The 12773-nt window shown below is 66.9% G+C and carries 11 protein-coding genes and 2 pseudogenes; 12 read left to right on the forward strand and 1 reads right to left on the reverse strand.

Annotated features, from left to right (window positions below; translation table 11 throughout):
* The 4 genes and pseudogenes from TY51_RS16150 to TY51_RS16165 all read left to right on the forward strand — a co-directional run.
* Positions 1-629: ABC transporter ATP-binding protein (locus TY51_RS16150; RefSeq protein WP_042251353.1), on the forward strand; the 629-nt coding region annotated here is incomplete at its 5' end.
* 59 nt (positions 630-688) lie between these two features.
* A pseudogene (locus TY51_RS16155) lies at positions 689-1452 on the forward strand (ABC transporter ATP-binding protein).
* 3 nt (positions 1453-1455) lie between these two features.
* The gene (locus TY51_RS16160) at positions 1456-2463 is read left to right on the forward strand and encodes a branched-chain amino acid ABC transporter permease (RefSeq protein WP_042251360.1); all 1008 of its coding nucleotides are present in this window, start codon (positions 1456-1458) and stop codon (positions 2461-2463) included.
* Between the two features lie 12 nt (positions 2464-2475).
* Positions 2476-3810, forward strand: a complete 1335-nt coding sequence (locus tag TY51_RS16165) for a branched-chain amino acid ABC transporter permease (RefSeq protein ID WP_042251361.1) — start codon at positions 2476-2478, stop codon at positions 3808-3810.
* A gap of 53 nt (positions 3811-3863) precedes the next feature.
* On the opposite strand, the gene TY51_RS20470 is transcribed toward TY51_RS16165, so the two are convergent.
* Positions 3864-4376, reverse strand: a complete 513-nt coding sequence (locus tag TY51_RS20470; RefSeq protein ID WP_052650360.1) for a CAP domain-containing protein — start codon at positions 4374-4376, stop codon at positions 3864-3866.
* Positions 4377-4499: 123 nt separating this feature from the next.
* On the opposite strand from TY51_RS20470, the gene guaA reads away from it, so the two are divergent.
* The 8 genes and pseudogenes from guaA to TY51_RS22180 form a co-directional block, all read left to right on the forward strand.
* Positions 4500-6059 (forward strand): glutamine-hydrolyzing GMP synthase, encoded by a 1560-nt coding sequence (gene guaA, locus TY51_RS16175; protein WP_042251363.1) that lies wholly within the window; start codon positions 4500-4502, stop codon positions 6057-6059.
* 75 nt (positions 6060-6134) lie between these two features.
* Positions 6135-7655, forward strand: a complete 1521-nt coding sequence (locus tag TY51_RS16180) for a cryptochrome/photolyase family protein (protein WP_042251366.1) — start codon at positions 6135-6137, stop codon at positions 7653-7655.
* Positions 7656-7717: 62 nt separating this feature from the next.
* Positions 7718-8515, forward strand: a complete 798-nt coding sequence (locus tag TY51_RS20475; protein ID WP_052650362.1) for a GNAT family N-acetyltransferase — start codon at positions 7718-7720, stop codon at positions 8513-8515.
* 70 nt (positions 8516-8585) lie between these two features.
* Entirely contained in the window at positions 8586-10406 is a 1821-nt protein-coding gene (locus tag TY51_RS16190) for a M3 family oligoendopeptidase (RefSeq protein WP_042251368.1), read from the forward strand.
* Positions 10407-10464: 58 nt separating this feature from the next.
* Positions 10465-11646: a dipeptidase gene (locus TY51_RS16195; protein WP_042251370.1), complete on the forward strand. Its 1182-nt coding sequence runs from the start codon at positions 10465-10467 to the stop codon at positions 11644-11646.
* Between the two features lie 11 nt (positions 11647-11657).
* Positions 11658-12041 carry a D-ribose pyranase gene (gene rbsD, locus TY51_RS16200; protein ID WP_042251372.1) on the forward strand — a complete coding sequence of 128 codons (384 nt, stop codon included), beginning with the start codon at positions 11658-11660 and terminating at the stop codon, positions 12039-12041.
* Positions 12042-12104: 63 nt separating this feature from the next.
* On the forward strand, positions 12105-12251 hold the full coding sequence (locus TY51_RS21305) for an entericidin A/B family lipoprotein (RefSeq protein WP_081995167.1): 147 nt from the start codon (positions 12105-12107) through the stop codon (positions 12249-12251).
* Between the two features lie 138 nt (positions 12252-12389).
* Positions 12390-12773, forward strand: a pseudogene (locus TY51_RS22180) (hypothetical protein); the annotation flags it as partial.

Raw genomic sequence — 12773 nt, forward strand, 5'->3', positions numbered from 1 at the left:
CCCCCACCTCGGGGCGCGTCTTCATGGACGGAGAGGACATCACCGGCCTGCCGCCGCACGCGCTGTTCCACAAGGGTCTGCTGCGCACCTTCCAGCTGGCGCATGAGTTCAGCTCGATGACGGTGCGCGAGAACCTGATGATGGTCCCCGGCGCGCAATCCGGCGAGACGATCTGGAAGACCTGGTTCCAGCGCGGCCGGATCGAGCGCGAGGAGGCCGAACTGCGCCGCAAGGCCGACGAGGTCCTCGACTTCCTGACCATCCGCCACCTGACCCATGAAAAGGCCGGCAACCTCTCCGGCGGCCAGAAGAAGCTTCTGGAGCTGGGCCGCACGATGATGGTCGACGCCAAGATCGTGTTTCTGGACGAGGTCGGCGCGGGCGTGAACCGGACCCTGCTGATGACCATCGCCGACGCGATCATCCGCCTGAACAAGGAACGCGGCTATACCTTCTGCGTGATCGAACATGACATGGATTTCATCGGCAAGCTGTGCGACCCGGTGGTCGTGATGGCCGAGGGCAAGGTGCTGGCCAAGGGCAGCGCCCAGGACATCATGAAGAACGAAGCCGTGATCGAGGCCTATCTGGGCACCGGCCTGAAGAACAAGGACATGGTGGGCGCATGAGCGACGCAGGCTTTGGCAATCGCGGCAATCGCGACGCCTCGGTGGTCAACATCAAGGGGATGGGCCAGATCGACGGCACGCGACGGTCGGGCCCGGTGGGTGCCGGTCGCGCGGGCGATCCGTTCCTGATCGGGGACAACATGACCGGCGGATACGGCAAGGGCGCCGACATCCTGCACGACTGCACCATCGCCGTGGAGCAGGGCCAGATCGCGGTGATCGTCGGCCCCAACGGCGCCGGGAAATCCACCGCGATGAAGGCGATCTTTGGCATGCTGAACCTGCGCCAGGGATCGGTCCGGCTGAACGGCCAGGACATCACCGCGCTGAACCCGCAGGACCGGGTCAAGGCGGGCATGGGTTTCGTGCCGCAGGTCAACAACATCTTCCCGTCCATGACGGTCGAGGAGAACCTGGAGATGGGTGCCTATATCCGCCGGGACGATATCAAGGCGACGATGGAGCAGGTCTATGAGCTGTTCCCCGCCGTGGCCGCCAAGCGCCGTCAGGCGCGGGCGAATTGTCGGGCGGTCAGCGCCAGCAGGTCGCCGTGGGCCGCGCGCTGATGACCCAGCCCAAGGTCCTGATGCTGGACGAACCCACCGCGGGCGTCAGCCCCATCGTCATGGACGAGCTGTTCGACCGCATCATCGCCATCGCGCGGGGCGGGCTGCCCGTCCTGATGGTCGAACAGAATGCACGTCAGGCGATGATGATCGCCGACAAGGCCTATGTGCTGGTGCAGGGCGCGAACGCCCATACCGGCACCGGGGCCGACCTGATGCAGAACGACGAGGTGCGCCGCACCTTCCTGGGGGGCTGAGCCGTGGATTTCCTGAACGCCCTGGTGGTTTTTCTGAACTTTGTCTTTATTCCGGCCGCCGCCTATGGCGCGCAGCTGGCGCTTGGCGCGCTTGGCGTCACGCTGATCTACGGCATCCTGCGGTTTTCGAACTTCGCCCATGGCGACACGATGGCCTTTGGTACGGGCATCGTGATCCTGCTGACCTGGGGGCTGCAATCCCTGGGGATAAGCGCGGGGCCGCTGCCCACGGCGCTGATCGCCCTGCCCTTTGGCATCGCGCTGACGGCGCTGCTGGTGCTGGGCACCGACCGGGCGGTCTACAAGTTCTATCGCAGGCAGAAGGCCGCGCCGATCATCCTGGTGATGGCATCGGTCGGCGTGATGTTCGTGATGAACGGCCTGACCCGCATCCTGATCGGCGTGGACGAGATCCGCTTTGACGACGGTGCGCGCTTCATCATCGCCGTCCGTGATTTCCGCGAGATGACGGGGCTGGAGGAAGGGCTTGCCCTGCGGTCCACTCAGGCGCTGACGGTCGGCGTCGCGCTGATCGTGATGGTCGCGCTGTTCTGGTTCCTGAACCGCACGAAATCGGGCAAGGCCATGCGCGCCTATTCCGACAACGAGGATCTGGCCCTGCTGTCGGGCATCGACCCCGAACGCGTCGTGCGCCTGACCTGGATCATCGCAGCCGCGCTGGCGACCATTGCCGGCACGCTGTACGGCTTGGACAAGTCGTTCAAGGCCTTCAACTATTTCCAGATCCTGCTGCCGATCTTTGCGGCGGCCATCGTGGGAGGCCTGGGCAATCCGCTTGGCGCCATCGCGGGCGGGTTCCTGGTCGCGTTCTCGGAGGTGGCGGTGACCTACCCGTGGGTCAAGGTCGTGGGCTATCTGGCCCCCTGGTACGAACCCGGCGGGCTGATGCAGCTGCTGGGCACGGAATACAAGTTCGCGGTCAGCTTCGTGATCTTGATCGTCGTCCTGCTGTTCAGGCCCACCGGCCTGTTCCGCGGCAAATCGGTGTAAGGGGGACTGATCATGGCAACCAACCGTCAAGCCGCGGCATCCACCAACCCGTGGCGTGCGCCGATCCTTTTCGCCATCCTGGCCATCCTGTTCGTGCTGGAGGGCACGGTCCGGAACAGCATGTTCTCGGGCAGCTGGAACACCTCGCTGGCGATCCTGAACATGGGGCTGCTGTCGGCGATCACCGCATTGGGCGTCAACATGCAATGGGGCTATGCGGGCCTGTTCAACGTGGGCGTCGTGGGCTTTCTGGCGATGGGCGCACTGGCGCCGGTGCTGGTGTCGCTGCCCCCGGTCGAAGGGGCCTGGGCCGCGGGCGGCACGCGTCTGCTGCTGGCGCTGGCCGTGGGTGTCGGCACACTGGCGATGGCCAAGCTGGCTTGGACCCGGACGCGCAGCGGCATTCTGACCGCGCTGGTGCTGATCGGCGGCTTTGTCGCCTATCGCTGGCTGTTCGACCCCGCGGTCATCGCGATCGAGGCGAACAACCCCGCCCGTCACGGCAACATCGGCGGCCTGGGCCTGCCGGTGCTGCTGTCCTGGGTCGTGGGTGGCGTCTTTGCCGCCGCCGCGGCCTGGGCGATCGGCAAGGTCGCCCTTGGCCTGCGGTCCGATTACCTGGCCATCGCCACCCTTGGCATCGGCGAGATCATCGTGGCTGTCATGAAGAACGAGGACTGGCTGGCCCGCGGGGTCAAGAACATCACCTCGATCCCGCGCCCCGTCGCGCAGGAGGTGGCGTTGCAGCGCAACCCGGAATTCGTCGACTTTGCCGCCAGCTGGGGTTTCCCCGCGGCCGAGGCGTCGGGCATCTGGGTCAAGCTGTCCTACATGTCGCTGTTCCTGGTCGTGCTGCTGGTCATCATCCTGCTGGCCGAACTGGCGCTGAAATCGCCTTGGGGTCGCATGATGCGCGCCATCCGCGACAACGAGACCGCGGCCGAGGCGATGGGCAAGGACGTCACCCGCCGCCACCTGCAGGTGTTCATCCTGGGGTCGGCGGTCGTCGGCGTCGCGGGCGCGATGATGGTCACGCTGGACGGGTTGCTGGCACCGACCAGCTATAACCCGCTGCGCTATACGTTCCTGATCTGGGTGATGGTGATCGTGGGCGGGTCAGGCAACAACTGGGGCGCGGTGCTGGGTGCCGTCACCATCTGGTTCCTGTGGATCAAGGCCGAGGTCTGGGGCCCTGCCCTGATCGCCATGCTGACCGGCCCGATGGCCGACGGTCCGGTCAAGGCGCACCTGCTGGACAGCGCGCCGCACATGCGCTTCATCGCGATGGGGGCGGTTCTGCTGCTGGTGCTGCGCTTTGCGCCACGGGGCCTGCTGCCCGAAAAGTAGGGGCCCAAGAAACGCGAAAAGGGGGCGCGGTTCATACCGCGCCCCTTGTCCGTTCAGCGGCAGTTGTTGCCCAGCACCGTGCTGTGCCACAGCCGCCCGTCCGCTCCGCGCGCGACGCCGCTGCCGATCTGATAGCTCAGCTGGCCCAGAACCTGTTCGCGCTGCGGACCGGGGATCAGCCACGCGTTGACCGTCCCTTCGGGCGTGCCGCCGGCACCGACCAGCTGCACCACGCCGCAGGTCGGATAGCCGACCGACCGCGCGCGATCGACGACGTTCGACCCGTTCGACCCGGCCACATCGGCGCGACCCATCCGCGCCATGTCACAGGCGTGCGACAGGGCGATCCGGTCCAGTTCCGCGTTCGGGGCCAAGGCGTTCTTGCCCTCGACCGCGCGGGCGGCATTGACACCTGCGGACAGGCGCTGGCCGGCGTCCATGTCCCCGCTGCATTCGGCGGCCAGCGCCTGGTCGGCGGGGGCCTGCGGGGCCGTCAGGCCGGGAATCGGCATCTGGCAGGCCGACAGGGCCAGCAGGCAGGTGGCGGCTAGGGACAAGCGCTTCATCGGGACATACCTTTTGCACGGATCGGGGTGATTGACCCCGAACGCGCGCGGGTTTCGCCGGTTCCCCCCGGCCTGTGCGCCGAAATGCTTGCAAGGTCCTGAAACCGCGCTTAAAGCGCACCCATGACCCAGCACCAGCGCCTTCTGATCATCGACTTCGGGAGCCAGGTGACGCAGCTGATTGCGCGTCGCCTGCGTGAACTGAACGTCTATTGCGAAATCCACCCGTTCAACACGGTGACCGACGACACGCTGCGCCAGATGGCGCCGCAGGCGATCATCCTGTCGGGCGGCCCCGCCAGCGTCACGACCGAGGGCAGCCCCCGCGCGCCCCAAGCCGTGTTCGACATGGGCGTGCCCGTGTTCGGCATCTGCTATGGCCAGCAGGTGATGATGGAACAGCTGGGCGGCCGGGTCGAGGCCGGGCACCATGCCGAATACGGCCGTGCCTTCATCGCCCCCGCGCCGGGTCACAAGTCCGACGGCATCTTTGCCGGCCTGTTCGATACGGGCCGGGAGGAAGTCTGGATGAGCCACGGCGACCGCGTCACCAGCCTTGCGCCGGGCTTTCAGGTGATCGGCACCTCGCCCAATGCGCCCATGGCGATGATTGCGGACGAGGCGCGGCATTTCTATGCCGTCCAGTTCCACCCCGAGGTGCACCACACGCCGAACGGCCGCACGATGCTGGACAACTTTGTCCGTCTGGCGGGGTTCACCGGCGACTGGACCATGGCCAGCTACAAGGACGAGGCGATCCGCAAGATCCGCGAGACGGTAGGCGACCGCAAGGTCATCTGCGGCCTGTCGGGCGGCGTGGATTCGTCGGTCGCGGCGGTGCTGATCCACGAGGCGATCGGCGACCAGCTGACCTGCGTCTTTGTCGATCACGGGTTGCTGCGGCTGAACGAGGGCGAGGACGTCGTCAAGATGTTCCGCAACAACTACAACATCCCGCTGATCCACGCGAACGAGGCCGAGCTGTTCCTGGGATCGCTGGAGGGCGTCAGCGACCCAGAGGTCAAGCGCAAGACCATCGGCCGGCTGTTCATCGACGTGTTCCAGAAATACGCCAGCCAGATCGACGGCGCCGACTTCCTGGCCCAAGGCACCCTGTACCCGGACGTGATCGAAAGCGTCAGCTTCAGCGGCGGTCCGTCGGTCACCATCAAGTCGCACCACAACGTCGGCGGCCTGCCCGAGAAGATGGGCCTGAAGCTGGTGGAACCCCTGCGCGAACTGTTCAAGGACGAGGTCCGCGAGCTGGGTCGCGAACTGGGCCTGCCCGCCAGCTTCATCGGCCGCCACCCCTTCCCCGGCCCCGGTCTGGCGATCCGCTGCCCCGGAGAGATCACCCGCGAAAAGCTGGAGATCCTGCGCAAGGCCGATGCGGTGTTCATCGACCAGATCCGCAAGCATGGGTTGTACGACGAGATCTGGCAGGCCTTCGTGGCGATCCTGCCGGTCCGCACCGTGGGCGTGATGGGCGACGGGCGCACCTATGATTTCGCCTGCGCGCTGCGCGCCGTGACATCGGTCGACGGGATGACCGCGGATTACTATCCCTTCACCCACGAATTCCTGGGCGAGACCGCCACGCGGATCATCAACGAGGTCAAGGGCATCAACCGTTGCACCTATGACATCACGTCCAAGCCGCCGGGCACGATCGAGTGGGAATGACGCGGCACCGCGTCGCATGACATCGGGGGAACGCGCAGGGCAACCTGCGCGTCCTTGTCGTTCTGGGGGTGTGCGATGCGTCTGATCCTGGTGCTGGGCGACCAGCTGTCGCCTGATCTGTCGGCACTGCGCGAGGCGCGGCCCGACGACCTGATCGTCATGGCCGAGGTGATGACCGAGGCCAGCTATGTCCCCCACCATCCGCAAAAGATCGCGTTCCTCTTTGCCGCGATGCGCAAGTTCGCCGACCAGCTGCGGCAGGCCGGACACCGGGTCGCCTATGCCACGCTGGACGATCCCGACAACACGCAGTCCATCCCCGGAGAACTGCTGCGCCATGCCGCGGCGCATGGCGCCGATCGGGTGATCGCCACGCGGTCCGGCGAATGGCGCCTGATCGCCGCGCTGGACGACCTGCCCGTGCCTGTCACGCAACTGCCCGACGACCGCTTCATCTGCAGCCAGCCCGAATTCGAAGCCTGGGCCGATGGCCGCAAGGAGCTGCGGATGGAGTGGTTCTATCGCGACATGCGCCGCAAGACCGGGCTGCTGATGGAGGGCGACCAGCCGATGGGCAGCAAGTGGAACTTTGACCACGACAACCGCAAGCCCGCGCAGGCCGACCTGCTGCGGATACCCCCGCCCCGGTTCGAACCCGACGCGGTGACCGCGCAGGTGCTGGACCTGGTCGAAGCGCGATTTCCCGACAATTTCGGGCGGCTGCGGCCCTTTGGCTATGCCACCGACCGGGCGGGCGCGCTGCAGGTGCTGGCGCATTTCATCGACCATTCGCTGGACGAATTCGGCCCCTATCAGGACGCGATGCTGCAGGACGATCCGTTCCTGCACCATTCCATTCTGTCGCCCTATATCAATGCGGGCCTGCTGTCCCCGCTGGAGGTGTGCCAGGCCGCCGCCGACGCCCATGCCGCGGGCAGGGTCCGTCTGAATTCGGCCGAAGGGTTCATCCGCCAGATCATCGGCTGGCGCGAATACATGCGCGGCATCTATTTCCTGGAAGGCCCCGACTACACCGCGCGCAACGTGCTGGGCCATGACCGCGCCCTGCCGCCGGTCTATTGGGGCGCGCCCACGCGGATGAACTGCATGGCGCAGGCCGTGGGACAGACGCGCGACCACGCCTATGCGCACCACATCCAGCGGCTGATGGTGACGGGCAACTTTGCGTTGCTGGCGGGCATCGACCCCGCGCAAGTGCATGAATGGTACCTGGCCGTGTATGTCGACGCCTATGAGTGGGTCGAGGCGCCCAACGTCATCGGGATGAGCCAGTTCGCGGATGGCGGTGTGGTGGGGTCCAAGCCCTATGTCAGTTCGGGCAACTACATCGCCAAGATGTCGGATTACTGCGGCGGATGCGCCTACAAGGTGACGCAGAAGACCGGGCCCGGCGCCTGTCCGTTCAACGTGCTCTATTGGGATTTCATGGTGCGGCACCGCGACAGGTTCCAGTCGAACCCTCGGATCGGGCGCGCCTATGCGACCTGGGACCGGATGGACGCCGACAAGCGCCGCCAGATCCGCAGCGACGCGGCCGCGTTCCTTGACCGTCTGGACGCGGGCGATCCCGTCTGAGCCGCTTGACGCGGGCCTGCACCCCGGCCACGCTAGCGGCCGATCAGCGAAAGGATCTGCCGATGGATTGCGCCTGCGGCCATGCCCACACCGTCGCCCTGGACCCGTCGGGCACCCCGGTTCCCCTGACGCCTGCGCCCGTCGCCCTGCACGGTCACCTGACCTGCCGCGACAAGGCCCAGCTGCTGACCGCGCTGGACCTGCTGCAGGATCATGCCGATGCCAGCCGCGCCGAACCCGGCTGCCTGCGCTTTGACATCGCGCAATCCGACGACCCGATGGTCTGGACCCTGGCAGAGGTCTTTGCCGATGAGGACGCGTTCGCGGCGCATCAGGCGCGCACGGCGTCCAGCCCCTGGGGCCAGCGCAGTCGCGACATGGGCCGCGATTTCCGTCGCCACCCCGCGCAGGTCCTGATCCGCCCCGAGGTGCCGTCCGACCATGCCGCGCTGGACACCCTTCTGACGCTGGCCTTCGGCGGCCCGTCCGAGGCCCGCCTGTTGCGCAGCCTGCGCGCGGATGGTGATCTGTCCCATTCGCTGGTGGTGCATGTCGAGGGCGTGCCGGTGGGCCACGTCGCCCTGTCACCGCTGCGGGCGGCTGGACCCGCGTTCGCGCTGGCGCCGCTGACCGTCCATCCGGCAATGCAGCGTCGCGGCATCGGGCGGGCGCTGATCGAGGCCGCATTGCGCGCCGCCGCTGCGCCGGTCGTGGTGCTGGGCGATCCCGCGGTCTATGCCGGATCGGGATTTGTCCCGGCGGATCCGGTGTCCCCCCATGCGGGGCCCGGTCTGCAGATCCACGGCACCCTGCCCCCAGGCAGCACCATCGCCCATGCCGCGGCCTTTGCGACCCTCTGACGGCGCGCCCCTTGCAGCGCTGCCCGCCAAGGTCCACATCTGACGCCGAAGCATTTGGAAAGGACCCACCATGGCAGGCAACACCGTATTCGATGCAACCGATCCGGCCCGCGCCAAGGGCGATTTCGGCACCTTGCCCGAATGGGACCTCAGCGACCTGTACCCCGCCCCCGACAGCCCGGAACTGACCGCAGACATCGCGCGCATCGAGACGCAGGCGCAGGCCTTTGCCGCCGAATACCAGGGCCGGCTGGCCGACCTGACGCCGCCGCAGATGCTGACCGCGATCGAGGCGTTCGAGCAGATCGATATCCTGGCGGGTCGTGTCATGTCCTATATCGGGCTGCGCTATTACCAGAACACCACCGACCCGGTCCGCGCCAAGCAGATGGGCGACCTGCAGGCGCGCATCACCGACCTGACGACGCCGCTGGTGTTCTTCTCGCTGGAATTCAACCGCATTCCCGACGCGACCTATGAGGGCGTGTTCACCGCCGCCGACGGCCCTGCACGCTACAAGCCGGTCTTTGACCGGATGCGCGCGATGCGGCCCCATCAGCTGTCGGACGAGTTGGAACAGTTCCTGCACGACGCGTCCGTGGTCGGCGCCGCCGCCTGGAACCGTCTGTTCGACGAGACGACCGCCGCCCTGACCTTCGACGCCGACGGAGAGACCCTGGGCCTGGAGGCCACGCTGAACCTGCTGACCGACCATGACCGGGCGCGCCGCGAGGCCGGTGCCCGTGCGCTGGCCAAGGTCTTTACCGCGAATGTCGGTCTGTTCACGCGCATCCACAACACGCTGTCCAAGGAGATGGCGATCGAGGACAAGTGGCGCAAGATGCCCACGCCCCAGCATGGCCGCCACCTGTCGAACCATGTCGAGCCGGAGGTGGTCGAGGCGCTGCGCAATGCCGTCACCGCCGCCTATCCGCGCCTGTCGCACCGCTATTACGCGCTGAAGGCGCGCTGGCTGGGGCTGGACAAGCTGCAGGTCTGGGACCGCAACGCGCCGCTGCCGACCGATGCGCCCCGCGTGATCGACTGGCCCGAGGCGCGGGCGACCGTGCTGGACGCCTATGCGGGCTTTTCGCCCGAACTGGCCGAACTGGCCGAGCCGTTCTTTGACAAGGGCTGGATCGATGCGGGCGTCAAGCCGGGCAAGGCACCGGGCGCCTTCGCGCACCCGACCGTGTCCACCGCGCATCCCTATATCCTGCTGAACTATCTGGGCAAACCGCGCGACGTGATGACCCTCGCGCATGAACTGGGTCATGGTGTCCACCAGCGTCTGGCCGCCCGTCAGGGAGAGTTGCTGTCGTCGACGCCGCTGACGTTGGCGGAAACAGCCTCTGTCTTCGGCGAGATGCTGACCTTCCGCGCGCTGCTGGCCAAGACCACCGATCCGGCGCAGAAAAAGGCGCTGCTGGCCGGCAAGGTCGAGGATATGATCAACACGGTCGTCCGCCAGATCGCGTTCTATGATTTCGAATGCCGCCTGCACGCCGCCCGCGCCGAGGGAGAGCTGACCTCCGACGACATCAACGCCCTGTGGATGGCAGTTCAGCACGAAAGCCTGGGCCCGGTCTTCGAATACATGCCGGGATACGAGACCTTCTGGACCTATGTCCCGCATTTCGTGCATTCGCCCTTCTACGTCTATGCCTATGCCTTTGGCGACGGATTGGTGAACGCGCTGTACGCGGCCTATGAGGACGGTCTGCCGGACTTTCAGGACAAGTATTTCGACCTGCTGAAGGCCGGTGGATCCAAGCATCACCGCGAACTGCTGGCGCCCTTCGGGCTGGACGCGTCCGACCCTGCCTTCTGGGACAAGGGCCTGTCGATGATCGAGGGCCTGATCGACCAGCTGGAAGCACTGGAGGCGTGATCCCGTCTGGCGTCCCCGGCCCGTCGCGCTAGACTGCGCGCAACGGATCGGAGGGGTCATGTGGAAACGGGTGCTGCTGGGGACGGGCGCGGTCCTGGCGATGGGCGTGGCGGGGTTCCTGACCTTCGCCCCGGCCTATGTCGAACGCGGGATGAACCCCGTCACCATGCCGCCAGATGGCTGGCCGGTCACGCCGCAGGCGCAGGCGCTGCATGACCGGCTGGTGATCGGCGACTTGCATTCCGACGCGCTGCTGTGGGACCGCGACCTGCTGGACCGCGTGGGTCGCGGCCACACCGACGTGCCGCGCCTGCTGGACGGCAATATGGCGGTGCAGGTCTTTACCACGGTCACGAAAAGCCCGCGCGGCCAGAACTATGACCACAACGCGGCAGAGACCGGCGACAACATCACGCCCCTGTTCATCGGCCAGCTGCGCCCGCCGCGCAGCTGGTTCTCGCTGCGCGAACGGGCGCTGGTGCAGGCGCAGGCCCTGCAGGACGCCGCCGACCGCGCGCCCGACCGTCTGCGGGTGATCCGCAACCGCGCCGATCTGGCCGACCATCTGGCGCAGCGGCAGGACGGCGCGCAGGTGCTGGGCGCCGTTCTGGGCTCCGAGGGCGGCCACCCGTTGGAGGGCGATCTGGCCAATCTGGATGTCCTGTATGACGCGGGCTTCCGGCTGATGGGTCTGACGCATTTCTTCGACAACGAGCTGGGCGGCAGCCTGCACGGAGAGGGCGGCACCGGCGCGGGCCTGTCCGATTTCGGTCGTCAGGTCGCCGACGCGATGATCGCGCGCGGGATGATCATCGACGTGACCCATGCCAGCCCGCAGATGGTGCGCGACGTGCTGGCCATTCCGGGCGCACGCCCGGTCCTGTCCCATACCGGGATCACCCGGCATTGCCCCAGCCCGCGCAACCTGCCCGACGACCTGGTTGCGCAGATCGCGCAGGCGGGCGGGATCGTCGGCGTGGGGTTCTGGTCGGACGTCGTCTGCGGATCGACCCCCGCCGACGTGGCTCAAGCCATCGCCGCCGCGATCGAGGTTGCCGGAGAGGATCACGTCTCGCTTGGGTCGGACTGGGACGGCTCGGTCGACACGCCGTTCGATGCCGCACACCTGCCCGCGCTGACCCAGGCCCTGCTTGATCAAGGCCTGTCCGAGGTGCAGATCGCCAAGGTCATGGGTGGCAACATGATGGCCTATCTGGCCGAAACCCTGCCGGACAACTGAAGGACTCTTCGATGAAACGCACGACCTTGCTGCACGCCGAACTGTCGGGGCTGATCGCCGCGTTCGGGCATGGCGACATGCTGGTGATCGGCGATGCGGGCCTGCCCGTGCCGCCCGGCGTCCGGGTCATCGACCTGGCGCTGACCCGTGGCATTCCGGGCGTGTTCGACGTGCTGGATGCGGTGCTGGCCGAACTGGTGGTCGAACGATCCGCCATGGCGACCGAGGCCGCTGCCGATCTTCAGGCGCAATTCGCGCAGCGGGCCATCGGGCCCGTCACCGCCCTGTCGCATGACGATTTCAAGCTGGCATCGTGTCAGGCGCGCGCCATCGTGCGCACCGGCGAATGCACCCCATACGCGAATATCGCACTTTACGCCGGAGTTGCGTTTTAGCGGGAACCGACGCGGCCGGATTGCGTTGCAAGCCCAGATGCTTATCCACAAGGAGACTGAGCGATGCAGAAGAAGATCCTGGGCCTGAGCGCCGTGCTGGCCATGATGACGCTGGCAGCTTGCGAAACCGTGCAAGGCGCGGGCCGCGACATCTCGACCGCCGGCGCGGTCGTCCAGCAGGAAAGCGCGCAGGTTCAGTCCGGCATGTGATCCCGCTCGTTCGGCGAGCTTTGACGGCCCCCCGCAGTCCGCTGCCGGGGGGCTTTTTTCTGTGCCGGTTCAGGGCGATGGGGAACCGGACGCCCGGCCCCGCTGTTTCCGCTGACCTGTTCAACGGATGAGGCTGTGATGCGGATCGTGCTGATGGTGCTGCTGGCACTGCCCCTGCCCGCAAACGCGTTCACCGCGCGCAACGGCATGGATGCCCGACAGGTCGACGCGACCGACATCGCCGTGGCGTTCCAGTCCGGAAGCGTAGACACCGATTACTGGTGCGCGGCTGGCGATCTGGCGCAGCGCGTGATGAACCAGCCCGTCGGCACACGCCTGTGGCGGGCCAGCCCCAAGCGCGCGGCTCGGGCGAGGGTATCCTGTTCACACTGGATCCCGCCCGTCAGGCCAAGGATGCGGGCCTGTCCCAGTTCGGCGCAGGCCCGCGCGATGGTGCGATGTCGGTTGGACAGGCCGTTGCCGGGCACTGTCGTGTGGTCATTCCCCTGTTCAGGGACTCGA

The sequence above is a fragment of the Paracoccus sp. PAMC 22219 genome (assembly GCF_000787695.1).
Lineage (GTDB): Bacteria > Pseudomonadota > Alphaproteobacteria > Rhodobacterales > Rhodobacteraceae > Paracoccus.

Excerpts from the sequence above, each read along its gene's own strand:
- TY51_RS20470 (WP_052650360.1), bottom strand. The coding sequence starts at position 4,376 with ATGAAGCGCTTGTCCCTAGCCGCCACCTGCCTGCTGGCCCTGTCGGCC.
- TY51_RS20475 (WP_052650362.1), top strand. The coding sequence starts at position 7,718 with ATGGATTGCGCCTGCGGCCATGCCCACACCGTCGCCCTGGACCCGTCG.
- guaA (WP_042251363.1), top strand. The coding sequence starts at position 4,500 with ATGACCCAGCACCAGCGCCTTCTGATCATCGACTTCGGGAGCCAGGTG.
- TY51_RS16190 (WP_042251368.1), top strand. The coding sequence starts at position 8,586 with ATGGCAGGCAACACCGTATTCGATGCAACCGATCCGGCCCGCGCCAAG.
- TY51_RS16180 (WP_042251366.1), top strand. The coding sequence starts at position 6,135 with ATGCGTCTGATCCTGGTGCTGGGCGACCAGCTGTCGCCTGATCTGTCG.
- TY51_RS21305 (WP_081995167.1), top strand. The coding sequence starts at position 12,105 with ATGCAGAAGAAGATCCTGGGCCTGAGCGCCGTGCTGGCCATGATGACG.
- TY51_RS16195 (WP_042251370.1), top strand. The coding sequence starts at position 10,465 with ATGTGGAAACGGGTGCTGCTGGGGACGGGCGCGGTCCTGGCGATGGGC.
- rbsD (WP_042251372.1), top strand. The coding sequence starts at position 11,658 with ATGAAACGCACGACCTTGCTGCACGCCGAACTGTCGGGGCTGATCGCC.
- TY51_RS16165 (WP_042251361.1), top strand. The coding sequence starts at position 2,476 with ATGGCAACCAACCGTCAAGCCGCGGCATCCACCAACCCGTGGCGTGCG.